Origin of the sequence: Bradyrhizobium prioriisuperbiae (genome assembly GCF_032397745.1) — a bacterium.
Classification (GTDB): Bacteria; Pseudomonadota; Alphaproteobacteria; order Rhizobiales; family Xanthobacteraceae; genus Bradyrhizobium_A; species Bradyrhizobium_A prioriisuperbiae.
On the sequence record NZ_CP135921.1, the window covers coordinates 3,017,655 to 3,032,253 of the forward strand.

General features: G+C 62.2%; 13 protein-coding genes. 9 read left to right on the forward strand and 4 right to left on the reverse strand.

Annotation, left to right across the window (positions count from 1 at the left end):
• Positions 1 to 2 precede the first annotated feature (2 nt).
• On the forward strand, positions 3 to 971 hold the full coding sequence (locus tag RS897_RS14165; RefSeq protein ID WP_315837155.1) for a Bug family tripartite tricarboxylate transporter substrate binding protein: 969 nt from the start codon (positions 3 to 5) through the stop codon (positions 969 to 971).
• 60 nt (positions 972 to 1,031) lie between these two features.
• On the opposite strand, the gene RS897_RS14170 is transcribed toward RS897_RS14165, so the two are convergent.
• A complete protein-coding gene (locus RS897_RS14170; protein WP_315837156.1) occupies positions 1,032 to 1,445 on the reverse strand; it encodes a cupin domain-containing protein in 414 nt (137 codons plus the stop codon).
• Between the two features lie 758 nt (positions 1,446 to 2,203).
• Between RS897_RS14170 and RS897_RS14175 the strand changes: the two genes are divergently transcribed.
• The 4 genes from RS897_RS14175 (at position 2,204) to rocF (ending at position 8,185) form a co-directional block, all read left to right on the forward strand.
• The gene (locus tag RS897_RS14175) at positions 2,204 to 4,147 is read left to right on the forward strand and encodes a PrkA family serine protein kinase (RefSeq protein ID WP_315837157.1); all 1,944 of its coding nucleotides are present in this window, start codon (positions 2,204 to 2,206) and stop codon (positions 4,145 to 4,147) included.
• Between the two features lie 66 nt (positions 4,148 to 4,213).
• The gene (locus tag RS897_RS14180) at positions 4,214 to 5,485 is read left to right on the forward strand and encodes a YeaH/YhbH family protein (protein WP_315837158.1); all 1,272 of its coding nucleotides are present in this window, start codon (positions 4,214 to 4,216) and stop codon (positions 5,483 to 5,485) included.
• Positions 5,482 to 7,029, forward strand: coding sequence for a SpoVR family protein (locus tag RS897_RS14185; RefSeq protein WP_315837159.1), 1,548 nt, complete (start codon positions 5,482 to 5,484; stop codon positions 7,027 to 7,029). The genes RS897_RS14180 and RS897_RS14185 overlap by 4 nt, the downstream gene beginning before the upstream one ends.
• 124 nt (positions 7,030 to 7,153) lie before the next feature.
• The gene (rocF, locus tag RS897_RS14190; protein WP_315837160.1) at positions 7,154 to 8,185 is read left to right on the forward strand and encodes an arginase; all 1,032 of its coding nucleotides are present in this window, start codon (positions 7,154 to 7,156) and stop codon (positions 8,183 to 8,185) included.
• On the opposite strand, the gene RS897_RS14195 is transcribed toward rocF, so the two are convergent.
• Genes RS897_RS14195 through RS897_RS14205 form a run of 3 tightly spaced genes read right to left on the reverse strand, consistent with a single transcriptional unit; the run spans position 8,140 to position 10,738 of the window.
• Complete coding sequence (locus tag RS897_RS14195) at positions 8,140 to 8,868, reverse strand: DUF1045 domain-containing protein (protein WP_315837161.1); 729 nt, start codon at positions 8,866 to 8,868, stop codon at positions 8,140 to 8,142. The two genes, rocF and RS897_RS14195, sit on opposite strands and share 46 nt — an antisense overlap.
• Before the next feature lie 21 nt (positions 8,869 to 8,889).
• Positions 8,890 to 10,077 (reverse strand): alpha-D-ribose 1-methylphosphonate 5-triphosphate diphosphatase, encoded by a 1,188-nt coding sequence (locus RS897_RS14200; protein ID WP_315837162.1) that lies wholly within the window; start codon positions 10,075 to 10,077, stop codon positions 8,890 to 8,892.
• Positions 10,070 to 10,738 carry an LbetaH domain-containing protein gene (locus RS897_RS14205; RefSeq protein WP_315837163.1) on the reverse strand — a complete coding sequence of 223 codons (669 nt, stop codon included), beginning with the start codon at positions 10,736 to 10,738 and terminating at the stop codon, positions 10,070 to 10,072. The genes RS897_RS14200 and RS897_RS14205 overlap by 8 nt, the downstream gene beginning before the upstream one ends.
• 214 nt (positions 10,739 to 10,952) lie before the next feature.
• Between RS897_RS14205 and phnC the strand changes: the two genes are divergently transcribed.
• The 4 genes from phnC to phnE (RS897_RS14225) all read left to right on the forward strand — a co-directional run bounded on the left by phnC (position 10,953) and on the right by phnE (RS897_RS14225) (position 14,597).
• Positions 10,953 to 11,774, forward strand: a complete 822-nt coding sequence (gene phnC, locus RS897_RS14210; protein ID WP_315837164.1) for a phosphonate ABC transporter ATP-binding protein — start codon at positions 10,953 to 10,955, stop codon at positions 11,772 to 11,774.
• A 78-nt stretch (positions 11,775 to 11,852) separates the two neighbouring features.
• Positions 11,853 to 12,791 (forward strand): phosphonate ABC transporter substrate-binding protein, encoded by a 939-nt coding sequence (gene phnD, locus RS897_RS14215; RefSeq protein ID WP_315837165.1) that lies wholly within the window; start codon positions 11,853 to 11,855, stop codon positions 12,789 to 12,791.
• A 64-nt stretch (positions 12,792 to 12,855) separates the two neighbouring features.
• The gene (gene phnE / locus RS897_RS14220; protein WP_315837166.1) at positions 12,856 to 13,740 is read left to right on the forward strand and encodes a phosphonate ABC transporter, permease protein PhnE; all 885 of its coding nucleotides are present in this window, start codon (positions 12,856 to 12,858) and stop codon (positions 13,738 to 13,740) included.
• Entirely contained in the window at positions 13,737 to 14,597 is an 861-nt protein-coding gene (gene phnE, locus RS897_RS14225) for a phosphonate ABC transporter, permease protein PhnE (RefSeq protein ID WP_315837167.1), read from the forward strand. The genes phnE (RS897_RS14220) and phnE (RS897_RS14225) overlap by 4 nt, the downstream gene beginning before the upstream one ends.
• Positions 14,598 to 14,599: the final 2 nt, after the last annotated feature.

A 14,599-nucleotide genomic window follows, 5' to 3' on the forward strand; every position in this document is an offset into this window, starting at 1 on the left:
ACATGAACTTTCGCCGTTCGATCATTTCAACGTTTGCGCTGCTTGTCCTGACCGGCGCGGCGCACGCGCAGGCGAATTATCCGAACCAGCCGATCAAGATGATCATCCCGCTTGCGGCGGCGAGCGCGGTGGACGTGGCGGCGCGGATCGTCACACAAAAAATGTCGGAAAACATGGGCCAGCAGATTGTCATCCTCAATCAGCCGGGCGCGTCCGGGATGATAGGTGCCGAGCAACTGGCACGGGCGACGCCGGACGGCTACACGATCGGCGGCTTCAACGACAGCATCATGACCATGGTGCCGAACCTGCAGCCGGTCAAATGGGACATCTTGAAGGACTTCGAGCCGATCTCGCTGGTCGCGACGGTGGAGTGGGGGCTGATCGCCTATCCGCAATCCGGCTTCAAGAGCGCGGCCGACCTGATCGCCGGGGCGAAGGCTGCGCCCGGCAAGATCGATTACGGCTCGGGCGGCCTCGGTAGCCCGCAGCATCTGGCGATGGAGCTGTTTGCCGCGAACGCCGGCATCAAACTGACTCACGTTCCCTATCGCGGCGCCACACAGGCCGCGACCGATGTGGCGGCCGGACAAATCCCGGTGGCCTTCCAGGGGCTCGGCACGGTGATGTCGCTGGTGCAGGGTGGCCAGGTCAAGCTGATCGGCGTCACCACCCAAAAGCGGCTGACGCAATTTCCCGATGTGCCGACAGTGTCGGAATCCGGCTTGCCGGGTTTTCTGTTCAATTCCTGGTTCGCCATGCTCGCCCCGGCGGGGACACCGGCGCCGATCATCACGCGGCTCAACGACGAAGTCCGCAAGGCGCTGGCCGATCCGGACGTGCAGCGCCGGCTTGAAGAGCAGGGCCTCGTGCTGCGGGGAAGCTCGGCGGAGGAACTGCGCAACCTGACGCGGGATCAGTTCGCCAAATACGCCAAGCTGATCCAGGAGGCCGGCATCTCGGTTAAATGATGCCGGGCGAGAGCGCGATGCATTTGGCATCGCGCTTGATCGTGTGGGAGATTTCTATTCTCAGATCCGCTCGGAATCGATCGAACGGGTATCTCCGGTCGCGACAATGGTACGCGTCGCATCGACGGACGCATAGGTCCAGAAAATCCGCAGCTTGCCGGTGCTGGATGCGTTGATGAAACGGTGCGGCACGTTTGCCGGCACCCAGGTGGTGTCGTTGGCGCTCATGCGATGTTGCACGCCGTCGAGCTCGGCGATCGCGTCGCCCTCCAGCACCAGCACGCTTTCCTCGCAATTGTGGGTGTGCAGCGGGATCGCAGCCTCGGGACCGAACTCGGTGATGCCGTTGAGCAGGCTGGTCGAACCAACGGCTCGGGTCACGAGCGGAATGGTGCGCGCGCCGCCGCCGCGCTCGTGAGGTTTGATCTCGCTCGGGCGCAGGACGCGGCCCTCAACCTTGGTCGCAGTCGTCATAGTCTCGGTCCTCTTGCTCTTCTTGTTGGTGACGGTCGCATCGACAGCTGCCACGGCGAGCGCTGTTCGGCATCTCGGGGAGGAGATGACGAACCATAACACCTTCGTCGTGTGTCTCGTCGACCGTCAGATGATCGGCCACCGTCTTGGCGCCTTGCCAGCGCCAGGCCGCCACGGCTGCGACCTTTCGGCGCTGTCCGTCCCAGGTTTCCGTCAAATTCGTAAACGGATCCAAAGTGTTGGCAGCGACGGGGCAGTACGACTGACCGGTTCAACTTTTCGCGACTGGGGCTCATGTCGCCGGAGTCCTGCCTACATCTTCCAGTGAGGTAAGAACGCGGTCTGAAGAGGTCGCTGCGCGCTTGAACCAAATGCAAGGTCGCAGGAACACATGAATAGCAGTGGCGTTTTCTTACCGGACCGACACCGTTCGCGTTGATGCCAAAACCGAGCGGCGCGCCGGCAATCGCCGGTGCAAGCGATGCGGGCCTGCAGTGATGCTGGCGTTCGACACGTGACGACGGGTATCGGGTTATGTTGTTCATGTACGTGGCGGCAGGGCGTTTTCGCCGAACTTTTTGGCAACAGCATACTAATGAATCACGCGGTTGCACAATTCGTGTATTGCCGAAGGATGCTCCCCGGGTGTCCAATCGGTCTAATGCGCTGCTGATTCGCGAGAGATTATGCAGCTTTAGTGACCGCTGCATAACGTCGCCGATTAGCATGCCGACTGACGGGGCATAGGAGACGGGGTCATGTACAACGATTCTCTGTTCAATGCATTTGCGCGCTCGTTCGAAGCGCGCAGTGAAGCTGACATGTCGATGGCGGAATATCTGGAGTCGTGCAGAGACGACCCGATGCGATACGCCAATGCGGCGGAACGAATACTTGCCGCGATCGGCGAACCACAGATGATAGACACGGCCAAGGACTCCCGCCTTGGCCGAATTTTTTTGAACCGCACCATGCGGGTCTATCCTGCTTTCGCGGGCTTCCACGGGATGGAAGAGACAATCGAGCGGATCGTGTCGTTCTTCCGACATGCCGCGCAGGGGCTGGAAGAGCGCAAGCAGATTCTCTACCTGCTCGGGCCGGTCGGCGGCGGCAAGTCGTCGCTCGCCGAACGCCTGAAGTCATTGATGGAGATGCATCCAATCTATGTGCTGAAGGCCGGCGATGAACTCAGTCCGGTGTTCGAAAGCCCGCTCAGCCTGTTCGATCCGGACACGCTGGGATCGGTGATCGAGGAGCGCTACGGCATTCCGCGGCGGCGTCTCAGCGGGTTGATGAGCCCCTGGTGCTACAAGCGGCTCGAAGCCTTTGGCGGCGATATCTCTCGCTTCCGGGTCGCGAAAATCCAGCCGTCGCGACTGCGGCAGATCGGGATCGCCAAGACCGAACCCGGCGACGAGAACAATCAGGACATCTCGTCACTGGTCGGCAAGGTCGATATCCGCAAGCTGGAGACCTACGCCCAGAACGATCCCGACGCCTACAGCTACTCCGGCGGCCTTAACCGGGCCAATCAGGGCATCCTCGAATTCGTCGAGATGTTCAAGGCACCGATCAAGATGCTGCATCCGTTGCTGACCGCGACCCAGGAAGGCAACTATATCGGCACCGAGAACATCGGTGCGATTCCGTTTACCGGCGTCATCCTGGCGCACTCCAACGAATCGGAGTGGCAGAGCTTCAAGGCCAACAAGAACAACGAAGCCTTCATCGATCGTATCTGCGTCATCAAGGTGCCCTACTGCCTGCGGGTCACCGAAGAGCAGAAGATCTATGAAAAGCTGATTTCAAACTCGGAGCTGTCCACCGCGCCGTGCGCCCCGGCGACCCTGGAAACGCTGGCGCGCTTTACGGTGGCGTCGCGCCTGCGCAAACATGACAACTCCACGCTGTTTGCGAAAATGCGCGTGTACGACGGCGAAAGCCTGAAAGAGTCCGATCCCAAGGCCCGCAGCGTCCAGGAGTACAAGGATGCCGCCGGCGTGGATGAGGGCATGGACGGCATCTCCACCCGCTTCGCCTTCAAGGTACTGGCGGCAACGTTCAATCACGACACCGCGGAAGTCGGCGCCGATCCCGTTCACTTGATGTACACGCTCGAGCAGTCGATCCGCCGCGAGCAACTGCCCGACGAGACCGAGAAGCGTCATCTGGAATTCATCAAGGCCGAGTTGGTCCCGCGCTACGCGGAATTCATCGGCCATGAGATCCAGAAGGCCTACCTCGAATCCTATTCGGACTACGGGCAGAACCTGTTCGACCGTTATGTCGATTATGCCGACGCCTGGATCGAAGACCAGGACTTCAAGGACCCCGACACCGGTCAAATGCTGGATCGTGAACTGCTCAACCAGGAGCTGACCAAGATCGAGAAGCCGGCCGGGATCGCCAATCCAAAGGATTTTCGCAATGAGATCGTGAAGTTCTCGCTCCGTTCGCGGGCGCAGAACGGCGGCAAGAATCCGACCTGGACCAGCTACGAGAAAATTCGCGAAGTGATCGAAAAGCGAATCTTCTCGCAGGTCGAGGACCTGCTGCCGGTGATATCGTTCGGGTCCAAGCGGGATGGCGAGACCGAGAAGAAGCACGGTGAATTCGTCGATCGCATGGTCGACCGGGGCTACACCGAGCGTCAGGTCCGGCGTCTGGTCGAGTGGTATATGCGGGTCAAACAGGCCGGCTAGGGCTTGCTTGTTTGATGCGTTTTCTTCACGATCGAGAGCGCTGAAGGTCGAAATGCGAAAGCGGCAATGCATATCGTCGATCGACGCCTGAACCCGGGCAGTAAAAGTCTCGAAAACCGACAGCGTTTTCTGCGCAGAGCCAAGGCGTTGGTGCAGCGGGCCGTCAAGGACACCTCGCAGAATCGCAGCATCAAGGACGTTTTGGAGGGCGGGGAGGTTTCGATCCCGCTCGACGGCACCAGCGAGCCGCGCTTCCGGCGCAGTGCCGGCACCCGCGACCATGTGCTGCCGGGCAACAAGAAGTTCATCGAAGGCGATGTCCTGCCGCGCTCCGGCGAGAGCGGTGGGCGACCCAAGGAAGCCGGCGAGGGCGACAGTGAAGATGCGTTTCGCTTTGTCCTGACCCGGGAGGAATTCCTCGACCTCTTTCTCGACGATCTTGAACTGCCGGATCTCGCTAAACGCAAGCTCGCCGAGGCCGAACATGAAGGCATTCGCCGCGCAGGCTATTCGATCGCCGGTTCGCCGGCGAACCTGTCTGTCAGCCGTACCGTGAAACTGGCGACGGCCCGGCGGATCGCGTTGCGGCGGCCGCGGCCCGAGACGATCGAGGAACTGGAGGCGGAGCTCGCCGCGTGCGACGACGAAGAACGGCGTATCGCGCTCCAGGCTCAGATCGCCACGCTGAAGTCCAAGATCAAGCGCATTCCGTTCATCGATCCGATCGACATACGCTATCGCCGCTTCGAAACCGTGCCGAAGCCGGTGGCGCAAGCCGTCATGTTCTGCCTGATGGACGTCTCCGGTTCGATGTCGGAGCACATGAAGGACCTCGCCAAGCGGTTCTACATGCTGCTCTACGTCTTCCTGACGCGACGCTACAAGCATGTCGAGATCGTCTTTATCCGGCATACCGACCGCGCCGAAGAGGTGGACGAGGAAACCTTCTTCCGCGGTCCGGCGTCGGGCGGCACCCTGGTGTCGAGCGCACTGCAGGCCATGCACGAGATCGTCAGGACGCGGTTTCGTCCGGCTGATTGGAACATCTATGCGGCGCAGAGCTCCGACGGCGACAACTCCTACTCGGATGGCGATGTCACAGGGCGGATTTTGACCGAGCTGCTTCTGCCGGTGACCCAATACTTCGCGTATCTCGAAGTCAGCGAGTCGGGCGGTCCGATGGATATGCCGGATTCCGCGCTATGGACCCTTTACCAGCGCCTGAGCAACGAGGGTGCGCCGTTGTCCATGCGCAAAGTCAGCGACCGCAGCGAGATTTTTCCGGTGTTCCGTGACCTGTTCCAGAAGCGCGGAAAGCAGGAGAGGGCCACTCCGTGAATGTAGCATCGGCCGCACCTTTGTATCGCGGCGCCGACTGGGATTTCCAGTTGCTGCAGCGGATACACGATGCCTGCGAAGGCATCGCTTTGTCCGAGCTCGGGCTCAATGTCTATCCCAACCAGATCGAGGTCATCACGGCGGAGCAGATGCTCGACGCCTATTCCTCGGTCGGGATGCCGCTTTTCTACAAGCATTGGTCGTTCGGCAAGCATTTCGCCCATCATGAGGCGTTCTATCGCAAAGGCCTGATGGGGCTCGCCTATGAGATCGTGATCAACTCGTCGCCCTGCATCTCTTATTTGATGGAAGAGAACACGGCGACGATGCAGACTCTGGTCATCGCGCACGCCGCGTTCGGCCATAATCATTTTTTCAAGAACAACTATCTGTTCAAGCAGTGGACCGATGCCGAGGGCATCCTCGACTATCTGAATTTTGCCAAGAGCTACATCGCCCAGTGTGAGGAGCATCACGGCCAGCTGGCGGTGGAGCGGACGCTCGATGCCGCCCACGCACTGATGTCGCACGGCGTGTTCCGCTATCCCGGCAAGAAGGCGCTCGACCTGCGAGCCGAGGAGAAGCGCGAACGCGAGCGCCGGAGCCACAAGGAGCGCAGCTTCAACGATCTCTGGCGCACCGTCCCGTCCGGCCCCGGCAAGACCGCGACTGAACTGAGTGTTGACCGGCGTCGCAGCCTGCTCGGGTTACCGCAGGAAAACATCCTGTATTTTCTCGAGAAATCCGCGCCGCGGCTGCAGTCGTGGCAACGCGAATTGCTGCGGATCGTGCGCCATATCGCGCAGTATTTTTATCCCCAGGGCCTCACCAAGGTGATGAACGAGGGGACCGCAACCTATGTGCACTACCGGATCATGAACCGCCTGCACCAGCAGGAGCGGATCTCCGACGGCAATTTCCTGGAATTTCTGCAGTCGCATACCAATGTGGTGTTCCAGCCGGGTTTTGATGATCAGCGCTTCTCGGGCTTCAATCCGTATGCGCTGGGCTTCGCCATGATGCAGGACATCGAGCGGATCGTGACCAAGCCGGATGACGAGGATCACGAGTGGTTTCCCGACATCGCCGGGAACGGCGATGTCATGGGCGTGCTGCGTGATGTCTGGGCCAACTATCGCGACGAAAGCTTCATCAGCCAATTCCTCAGCCCGCGGCTGATGCGGCACATGCGGATGTTCCATCTGCACGACAATCCCGCGGACAGCGAAGGCATTCGGGTCCAGGCCATCCATGACGAGCGCGGCTATCGCCGGGTGCGCCGTGAGCTGGCGCGGCAATATGACGTCGGCCTGATCGAGCCCAATATCGAGGTCGTCGATGTCGATCTCGCCGGTGACAGGCGCCTGCTGCTGCGCCATCAGGTCGTGAACGGAAGCCTGCTCAACGAGGCCGATGCCAAGCGTGTGCTGCAGCATCTCGCCGATCTCTGGAGCTACGATGTCCTGCTCAAGGAGGTCGATGCAACGGATACGGTTCTGAAGGAACATGCGGTGAGCCCGCGCAAGATCGCCGCGGCCGCCTGAGGCGTCCGTGCTGTAAAAGCGTACTTCACCTGCTTTCACCGCATGTCGCCGACAGTTTTTCGTTTGGGTGTCTTGAACCATCACCTTCTCGCGCGCCAGCGCGATATCCGAGAGAGGGAGCGAGATGGCTGAAGGAGGCTGCAACAGCGTTGCATCGATCCAGCCGGGTCTCGACACAGACCGTGTCACGCGGATCGCGCTGCTTGGTATTCCCATCGAATGCGGCGCATCGGTCCGCGGTCCGTCGCGCGGGCCGGCGGCGTTGCGCGCGGCGGGACTCGGCACCCGGCTGCAGCGGCTGGGATTTGCGGTGGACGATCACGGCGACATGTCGGGACGCGAAAAGCTGCCGGACGAGGGACCGGCGCCGCGGCACACCCATCATTATCATGAGATCCAGGCCTGGACCCGGGCGTTGAGCGCGCGGGCGTTCGCGCTGGCGAGTTCCGGGGCCGTTCCGATCTTTCTTGGCGGTGACCACAGCCTGTCGATGGGGTCGGTGAATGGCGTCGCGCGGCATTGGCAGGGGCTTGGCCGCGAACTGTTCGTGCTGTGGCTGGATGCGCACGCCGACTACAACACGCCCGCGATCACGCCGTCGGGCAACATGCACGGCATGTCGGCGGCCTTTCTTTGCGGAGAGCCGGGGCTCGACGATCTGCTGGGCGAGGAGACGCGGGTATCCATCAGGCCGGATCATCTCTATTTGTTCGGAACCCGCTCGATCGATCGGCGCGAAAGCAAATTGCTGCGCGAGCGCGGCATCGCCGTGGTCGACATGCGGCAGATCGCCGAGTTCGGCGTCGACGCCGCCATCAGGCGTATGATCGATACCATCAAGGCGCGTAACGGCGTGCTGCATGTCAGTTTCGACGTGGATTTTCTCGATCCCGCGCTCGCGCCGGGGGCCGGCACCACTGTACCCGGCGGCGCCTATGAGCGCGAGGCGCGGGCGGTGATGGAGCTGCTGCGCGAATCCGCGCTGATCCGTTCGGTCGACGTGGTCGAACTCAACCCGCTGCTTGACGAGCGGGGTCGCACGGTGCGGCTGATGGTCGATCTCGTCAGCAGCCTGTTCGGCCGCTCGGGAAGCGAGCAGCTCTCGATGGTTCAGGCGCTTGGTGATGGGCTGGATGCCAGAGCCGGCCGTACCTGATGATGGCTGACGATCCGGAATCGCGCCTGCGGATCGTCCTGGCGGAACACTGCCACCCGATCTATCGTGAGCGCCGGATGATCAAGTGCGCCAAACCGGTCGCGCAGCATAACCACGATGCCGTCGCGTCGCTCGGGGGGAATCCGGCCGCTGAGTGTCATGTGAAAACGAAAATCGTCGAGGACGTAAGGGTATCCCCAGCGATCCAATTGATCGACCTGCCGCGGCGTCAGCTTGTCCGGATTGCGCCGCGCGCGATCCGCTGATGTCAGCGGCGCGCGAAAACGGTCGAAGCTTTCGACGCAGTCCTGGGCGAGCCGGCTCAAGGCGGCTGAGGGCTCATCTGGCACGATGGCGATGAAGTCGCCGATGGGGCGCACCACCGGCTGGATCACCGGCAACTGGCGGGGCGAGCTGCAGAAATCTTCGCAAGCTGCGATCAGGTCGGTCTCGCTGTTGCCCGGGGCCAGCGCGAACGGTGCCTTCAGGGTGGCGTGAAAGCCGTACTTGCGCGGATCGCTGGTCAGGCCGTGCCAATCAGGCACGGTCTCCACGAGGCCATTAGGGAAAGGCCTGACATCACCGCTGAAGGCGTCGTAGCCGAGGATGTCAGCGCCGAAGTGATAGAGGTCGCTGTTGGGCGCCGGCACAAAATAGATCGCGTATCGGGGGAAACTCGTCATGTCTCTTAGAATAGAGCGGCGTCAGGCAGCCGCAACCGTCTTGCGCGCCACGGCGCCCAATCGGGTCAGCCGATCGGCCTCTGTCAGGTGAACGACGCGTCCCGCGGCGACGACGGCAACGATGCGCGGCCGCAGCGGGACGCGATCATCGACCAGGATGAGGTCGGCGCGTTGTCCTGGTGCAAGCCGGCCGCGATCGGTTAGACCGGCCGCGGTCGCCGGGGCTGACGAGACCAGCGCCCAGGCTTGTGGCAGCGGCAGGATGCCGTCGGCGGCGAGTCGGAAAGCGGCCAGCAGCGGTGCGGGATAATAATAGTCCGATGCCAGCACCGAGCAGAGCCCCTTGGCGATCATGTCGGACGCCTTGGTCCAGCCGGTGTGGCTGCCGCCGCGCACCACGTTGGGTGCGCCGAACACGATGAAGTCGCCGCCGTCGGCGGCGTCGCGCGCGGTCTCCTCGTTGACCGGGAATTCGGCGATGGTGACGCCCTTGGCGCGGAATGCCTGCCGCTGGGCCGGGCTTTCATCGTCATGCGACAGCATGCGCACGCCATTGGCGCGGGCCACCGCGGCGAGACGGGAAATGGATGCAGGCACCTCGTCGGCGCGGGCCAGCACATCGGCGACCAGTCGGTCGAAGGCCTCGTTGGACAGGCCGGTGCGCTCCACGGTCTTGGCGCGCTTCTGCGGCCGATCCAGGCTGGCGACGATGGAGCTCATATGGTCGTTGAAGGCGAGCAGATCGATGCGGCCCGCTGCCAGCCATTGCTCGATGGTCGGTTCGGCATCGAGGTTGTAGGCCTCCTGACGCAAATGAAAGCGCGTGTCGGCCGCGAGCCTTGGGCGTAGCGCCTCGATGGTGTCGAGCAGCCGCTCCGCATTGCTGCCGCTGCGCAGCCCCGGCTCCCATGACCAGGTGGTGGCGTGGAATACGGTGGTGATTCCGTTGGCGATGGCCTGGCGGTCGCTGTCGACCAGCGCCACATCGATCGGGAAGTCCACACCCGGGCGGGGCATCATCTGCCGTTCGAAGGCGTCGCCATGGATGTCGACGATGCCCGGCAGCACCAGCAATCCGCTGGCGTCAAGGCCGAGAGCTGCCGTGCCCGCGTCCAGTGCGGCGATGTCGCGGACCGCCGTCTGCAGGCTGGTTTCACGGATGTCGTTCTGGACAAGGGCGCGGCCGCCATGAATCAAAAGATCAGTCACGATTGCGTCCGTCTTTGGTTGCGAGGCGGCGTGCCGCTGCCTCTGGTTCATATTTGTCGAGAAAGTCTTCGATGGCGAGATGGCGAAAATCCGGCAACGCGACGCGCAGGGTCTCATGATCCCAATCCCACCAGGCGAGCTCGATGAGGCGCTCGGCAACCGCTTCCGGAAAGCGGAGCCGGATCGGGCGGGCCGGATTGCCGGCGACGATGGTATAGGCCGGGACATCCTTGGTGACGACGGCGCCGGCCGCGATCACGGCCCCGGTGCCGATGTTGCGGCCCGGCAGCACGATCGCGCCATGGCCGATCCAGACGTCGTGGCCGATGTTAATGTGATGGCCGCGCCGCCATGCGAAGAAGGCGTCGTCGTCGCTCTCACCGGGGAAATAGCTGCCGGAGCGATAAGTAAAGTGGGCCTGCGTCACCCGCTGCATCGGATGATTGCCCGGATTGATCCGGGTCATCGCCGCAATCGAGCAGAATTTACCAATCGTTGTATATGTGATCTGGCTGTCATTCACGACGTAGGAGTAGTCGCCCATGGTGACTTCGTGAAGGACGCTGCGCGCCCCGACCTCGCAGTACGCCCCGAGCTGCGTGTCCTGAAGTTTGGCTGAGGAATCAACGAGAGGTGTAACCGAGAGTGCCTTGCCGGCCATGATATCGTCCGCGCCAGAGCGGATGCGCGTGCATCCGGACCGCGACGTCGTCTATCGTTTTGATGACGAGATCATGACGTGCGCGTGACGTTTGCGGTCTTCTCCCCGCGTTTCTTGGCGCGACCATCGCGCGCACATCGCCGAAACTGTCACACAACTGTAGAATCCCGGCGCTAGCGGTGGTGCAACGCGAAATGATGAAGTGGAGCATCGCATGCTGGTGGTGGATGGTTTGACGTGCCGTTTCGGCGCAAAGACCGCCGTGGACAATGCGTCTTTCTCCATCGCGCCGGGAAGCTTTATCGGCGTTATCGGCCGTTCCGGCGCCGGCAAATCGACCCTGTTGCGCATGATCAATCGCCTCGCGGAGCCAACTGCGGGGCGAATTCTATTTGAAGGCGTCGATGTGACGGCGCTGCAGGGACGTGATCTGCGCAAATGGCGCTCCCGCTCCGCGATGATCTTCCAGCAATTCAATCTGGCCGGACGTCTCGACGTGCTGACCAACGTGCTGATGGGGCGGCTGTCGGACATTCCGTCCTGGCGCTCGCTGCTGCAGCTGTGGCCCGACGAAGACAAGGCGATTGCCTTGTCGGCGCTCGAGCAGTTCGATATCGCTTCGCTTGCCGCGCAGCGCGCGGATCAGCTCTCCGGCGGACAACAGCAGCGCGTGGCGATTGCCCGGGCGCTGGTCCAGCAGCCGGACATCATTCTGGCCGACGAGCCGATCGCCTCGCTCGATCCGCGCAACACCCGGATCGTGATGGACGCGCTGCTGCGCATCAACAAGCACTTCGGCATCACCGTGATGTGCAACCTTCATTCGCTCGATCTGGCGCGTAGCTATTGCGACCGCCTGATCGGCATGTCGGCGGGACGGGTCGTGTTCGACGGCGCGCCTGCGGCCCTGACCGACCAGATCGCGCGTGAACTGTACGATCTTGAGGCCGACGAAGTGATGGACACCGCGCCCTCGGATATGCCCGCGGGCGTCGTCATCCCGGTCCCGGCACTCGGGACGGTCGCCGCGGCGTAAGTGCCGCCCTTTTTGTAAGCCTGTCCCGTTCGCGGGCCCGGCACTGAACTGTTGACCACCAAAAAATCAGGAGACACCATGATCACCCGTCGTATCGTTCTGGCCGGCGCTGCTGCGCTGGCTTTTGTCGCTTCCCCCGCGCTGGCGCAGGACTGGAAGGCAAAATATCCCGAACTGACCTTTGCCGTGGTGCCGGCGGAGAATGCCTCCGGCGTGACCGAGCGCTGGACCCCGTTCGTTAGCTATCTGGCGAAAGAGCTGGGCGTGAAGGTCACGCTGCGCATCGCCAACGACTACGCCGCCGTGATCGAAGGGCAGCGCTCCGGCAACATCCAGATCGCGAGCTATGGCTCCGCCTCGTTCGCCCGCGCCCGCCTGACCGGCGTCAAGACCGATGCGTTCGCCAACGACATCAACGCTGATGGCAGCACCGGCTACTATTCGATGTTCTTCGTCAAGGCGACGAGCTCCTATCAGAAAATCGACGATCTGAAGGGCAAGAACCTCGGTCTGGTCGATCCGAACTCGACCTCCGGCAACAACGTGCCGCGCTTCGAGCTCGACAAGATGGGCATTGCCGATGCCGACACCTATTTCGGCAAGGTGGTCTTCACCGGCAGCCATGAGAACGCGTTGCTGGCGCTGTCCCAGGGCACCGTCGATGTCGCGGCCAACCAGTGGACCAACGATGACGATTCGACGCTGCAGCAGATGCTGACCAAGGGCATGCTGAAGAATGCCGACGGCACCCCGATGAAAAAGACCGACTTCCGCATCATCCACAAGTCGGCGCCGATCATCAACGGACCCTACGCCTACAATTCGGACCTCCCGGAAGACCTGAAGGCCGCGATCGCCAAGGCGTTCCAGGATGCGCCGACCAAGAACAAGGCGGCGTTTGACCGGCTGTCCGACGGCCAGAAGAAGGGCTTCCATCCCGCCACCACCAAGGATTGGGATGGCACGGTCGAACTGATCAAGTTCGTCGACAGCCTGCGCAAGAAGAAGGCGTCCTGATCTCCAATCAGGCAGGGGAGCCGGGTCGTCATGACCCGGCTCCTTTTGCTGCCGGACCCTTGATATGCCCCTGGCGATTTCCACTCTTCCGGATCAGCAGCTCAATGCGCTGAAGCACGCCTATCGCAAGATGGTTGCGCGCAAGCGCCGACAATCCGCTGTGACCACGGTCGTCATTGTCGTTGTGCTTTTTGTGGCGGCGATCGGTGCCGACGTCGATCTCCGAACGCTGACGGCGAAGATTGCGAACTTCACCAGTTATTTCGATCGCATTCTGACCCTCGATGGTGGCGCGCGGGTCTGGACCGACATTGGCGAGTGGTTCTGGGGCTGGAAGAAGTGGCTGTCGCTGCTGGGCGAAACCGTTCTGATCAGCTATGTCGGGACGCTGGCCGGCGCGGTCGTCGCTTTCTCGCTCAATTTCCTGGCCGCGGCGAACACCGCGCCGACGCCTTGGCTGCGCTTTGCAGTGCGCCGCCTTCTGGAATTCTGCCGCACCGTTCCGAGCATCGTGTTCGCGCTGATTTTTGTTATCGCCTTCGGTCTCGGGCCCATGGCCGGGGTGCTGGCTATCGCCATCCATTCCGCCGGTGCGCTCGGCAAGCTGTTTTCCGAGATTGTCGAGAATGTCGATATGAAGCCGGTCGAGGGCGTTCGCGCCACCGGCGCGAGCTGGATCGCCTGCATGCGTTTTGCGGTGCTGCCGCAGACCATGGCCGGTTTCGCCAGCTACACGCTGCTGCGCTTTGAAATCAACGTCCGCGAAGCGTCCGTGATGGGGTTTGTCGGTGCCGGCGGCATCGGCCAGGAACTCGTGGTCGCGGTGCGCAAGTTCTATTATTCCGACGTCAGCGCCATCCTCGCGTTGATCATCGTCACGGTCTTTGTCATCGATATCACGACAGGCTGGGTTCGCGGGCATTTCCTTGGCCGGGAGCGCCGCGCATGACACGGAAGCAGCTGCTCGATCCCTCGCATTCGCATGACGAGCTTCGGGCACGTTACGCGACCGTCTTCAACCCATCGCTGAAGTCGCGCCTGATCGCGCCGGCGATCCTCGTTGCCGCCATCGGGTTGTTCATTTTCGGCCTGGTCGATCTCGATTTCTCACCCGCACGGATGATGGCGGGCCTGCATCAGCTCGGTTGGTTCGTCACACTGATGATCCCGCCGAACCCGGGCAGCTCGTTGCCGGCCTATCTGACGGCGATGGGCGAAACGCTTTCGATCGCCGTGCTGGGGACGACTATCGCTGCCGTGGTTGCGCTGCCGGTGAGTTTGCTGGCAGCCCGCAATATCGTGCCGTCCAATATCTTCCGGTTTCCCGTCCGCCGGTTCCTGGACTCCATTCGCGGCGTCGATCAACTGATCTGGGCGCTGGTCTGGATCAACGTGGTCGGGCTCGGCCCGTTCGCCGGCGTGCTGGCGATCGCGGTTTCCGATTTCGGCGCCTTCGGCAAGCTGTTCTCGGAGGCGATCGAGGGGGCCGACAAGAAGCCGGTTGAGGGCATTCGCGCCTCCGGCGGCTCGGCGCTGCATGAAATCCGCTTTGGACTGATGCCGCAGGTGCTGCCGGTGATCGCGGGACAGGTGCTCTATTTCATCGAGTCCAACGTGCGCTCGGCGACCATTATCGGCATTGTCGGCGCGGGTGGCATCGGCCTGCAACTGGCGGAGCAGATCCGTGTGCTGGAATGGCAGAAGGTGTCGTTCCTGATCCTGATGATCCTGGTCACGGTGGCCCTGATCGACTGGATTTCCAGCCGGCTCCGATTCGCCATTATAGGAAAGCGCGCGATCGCCTGACG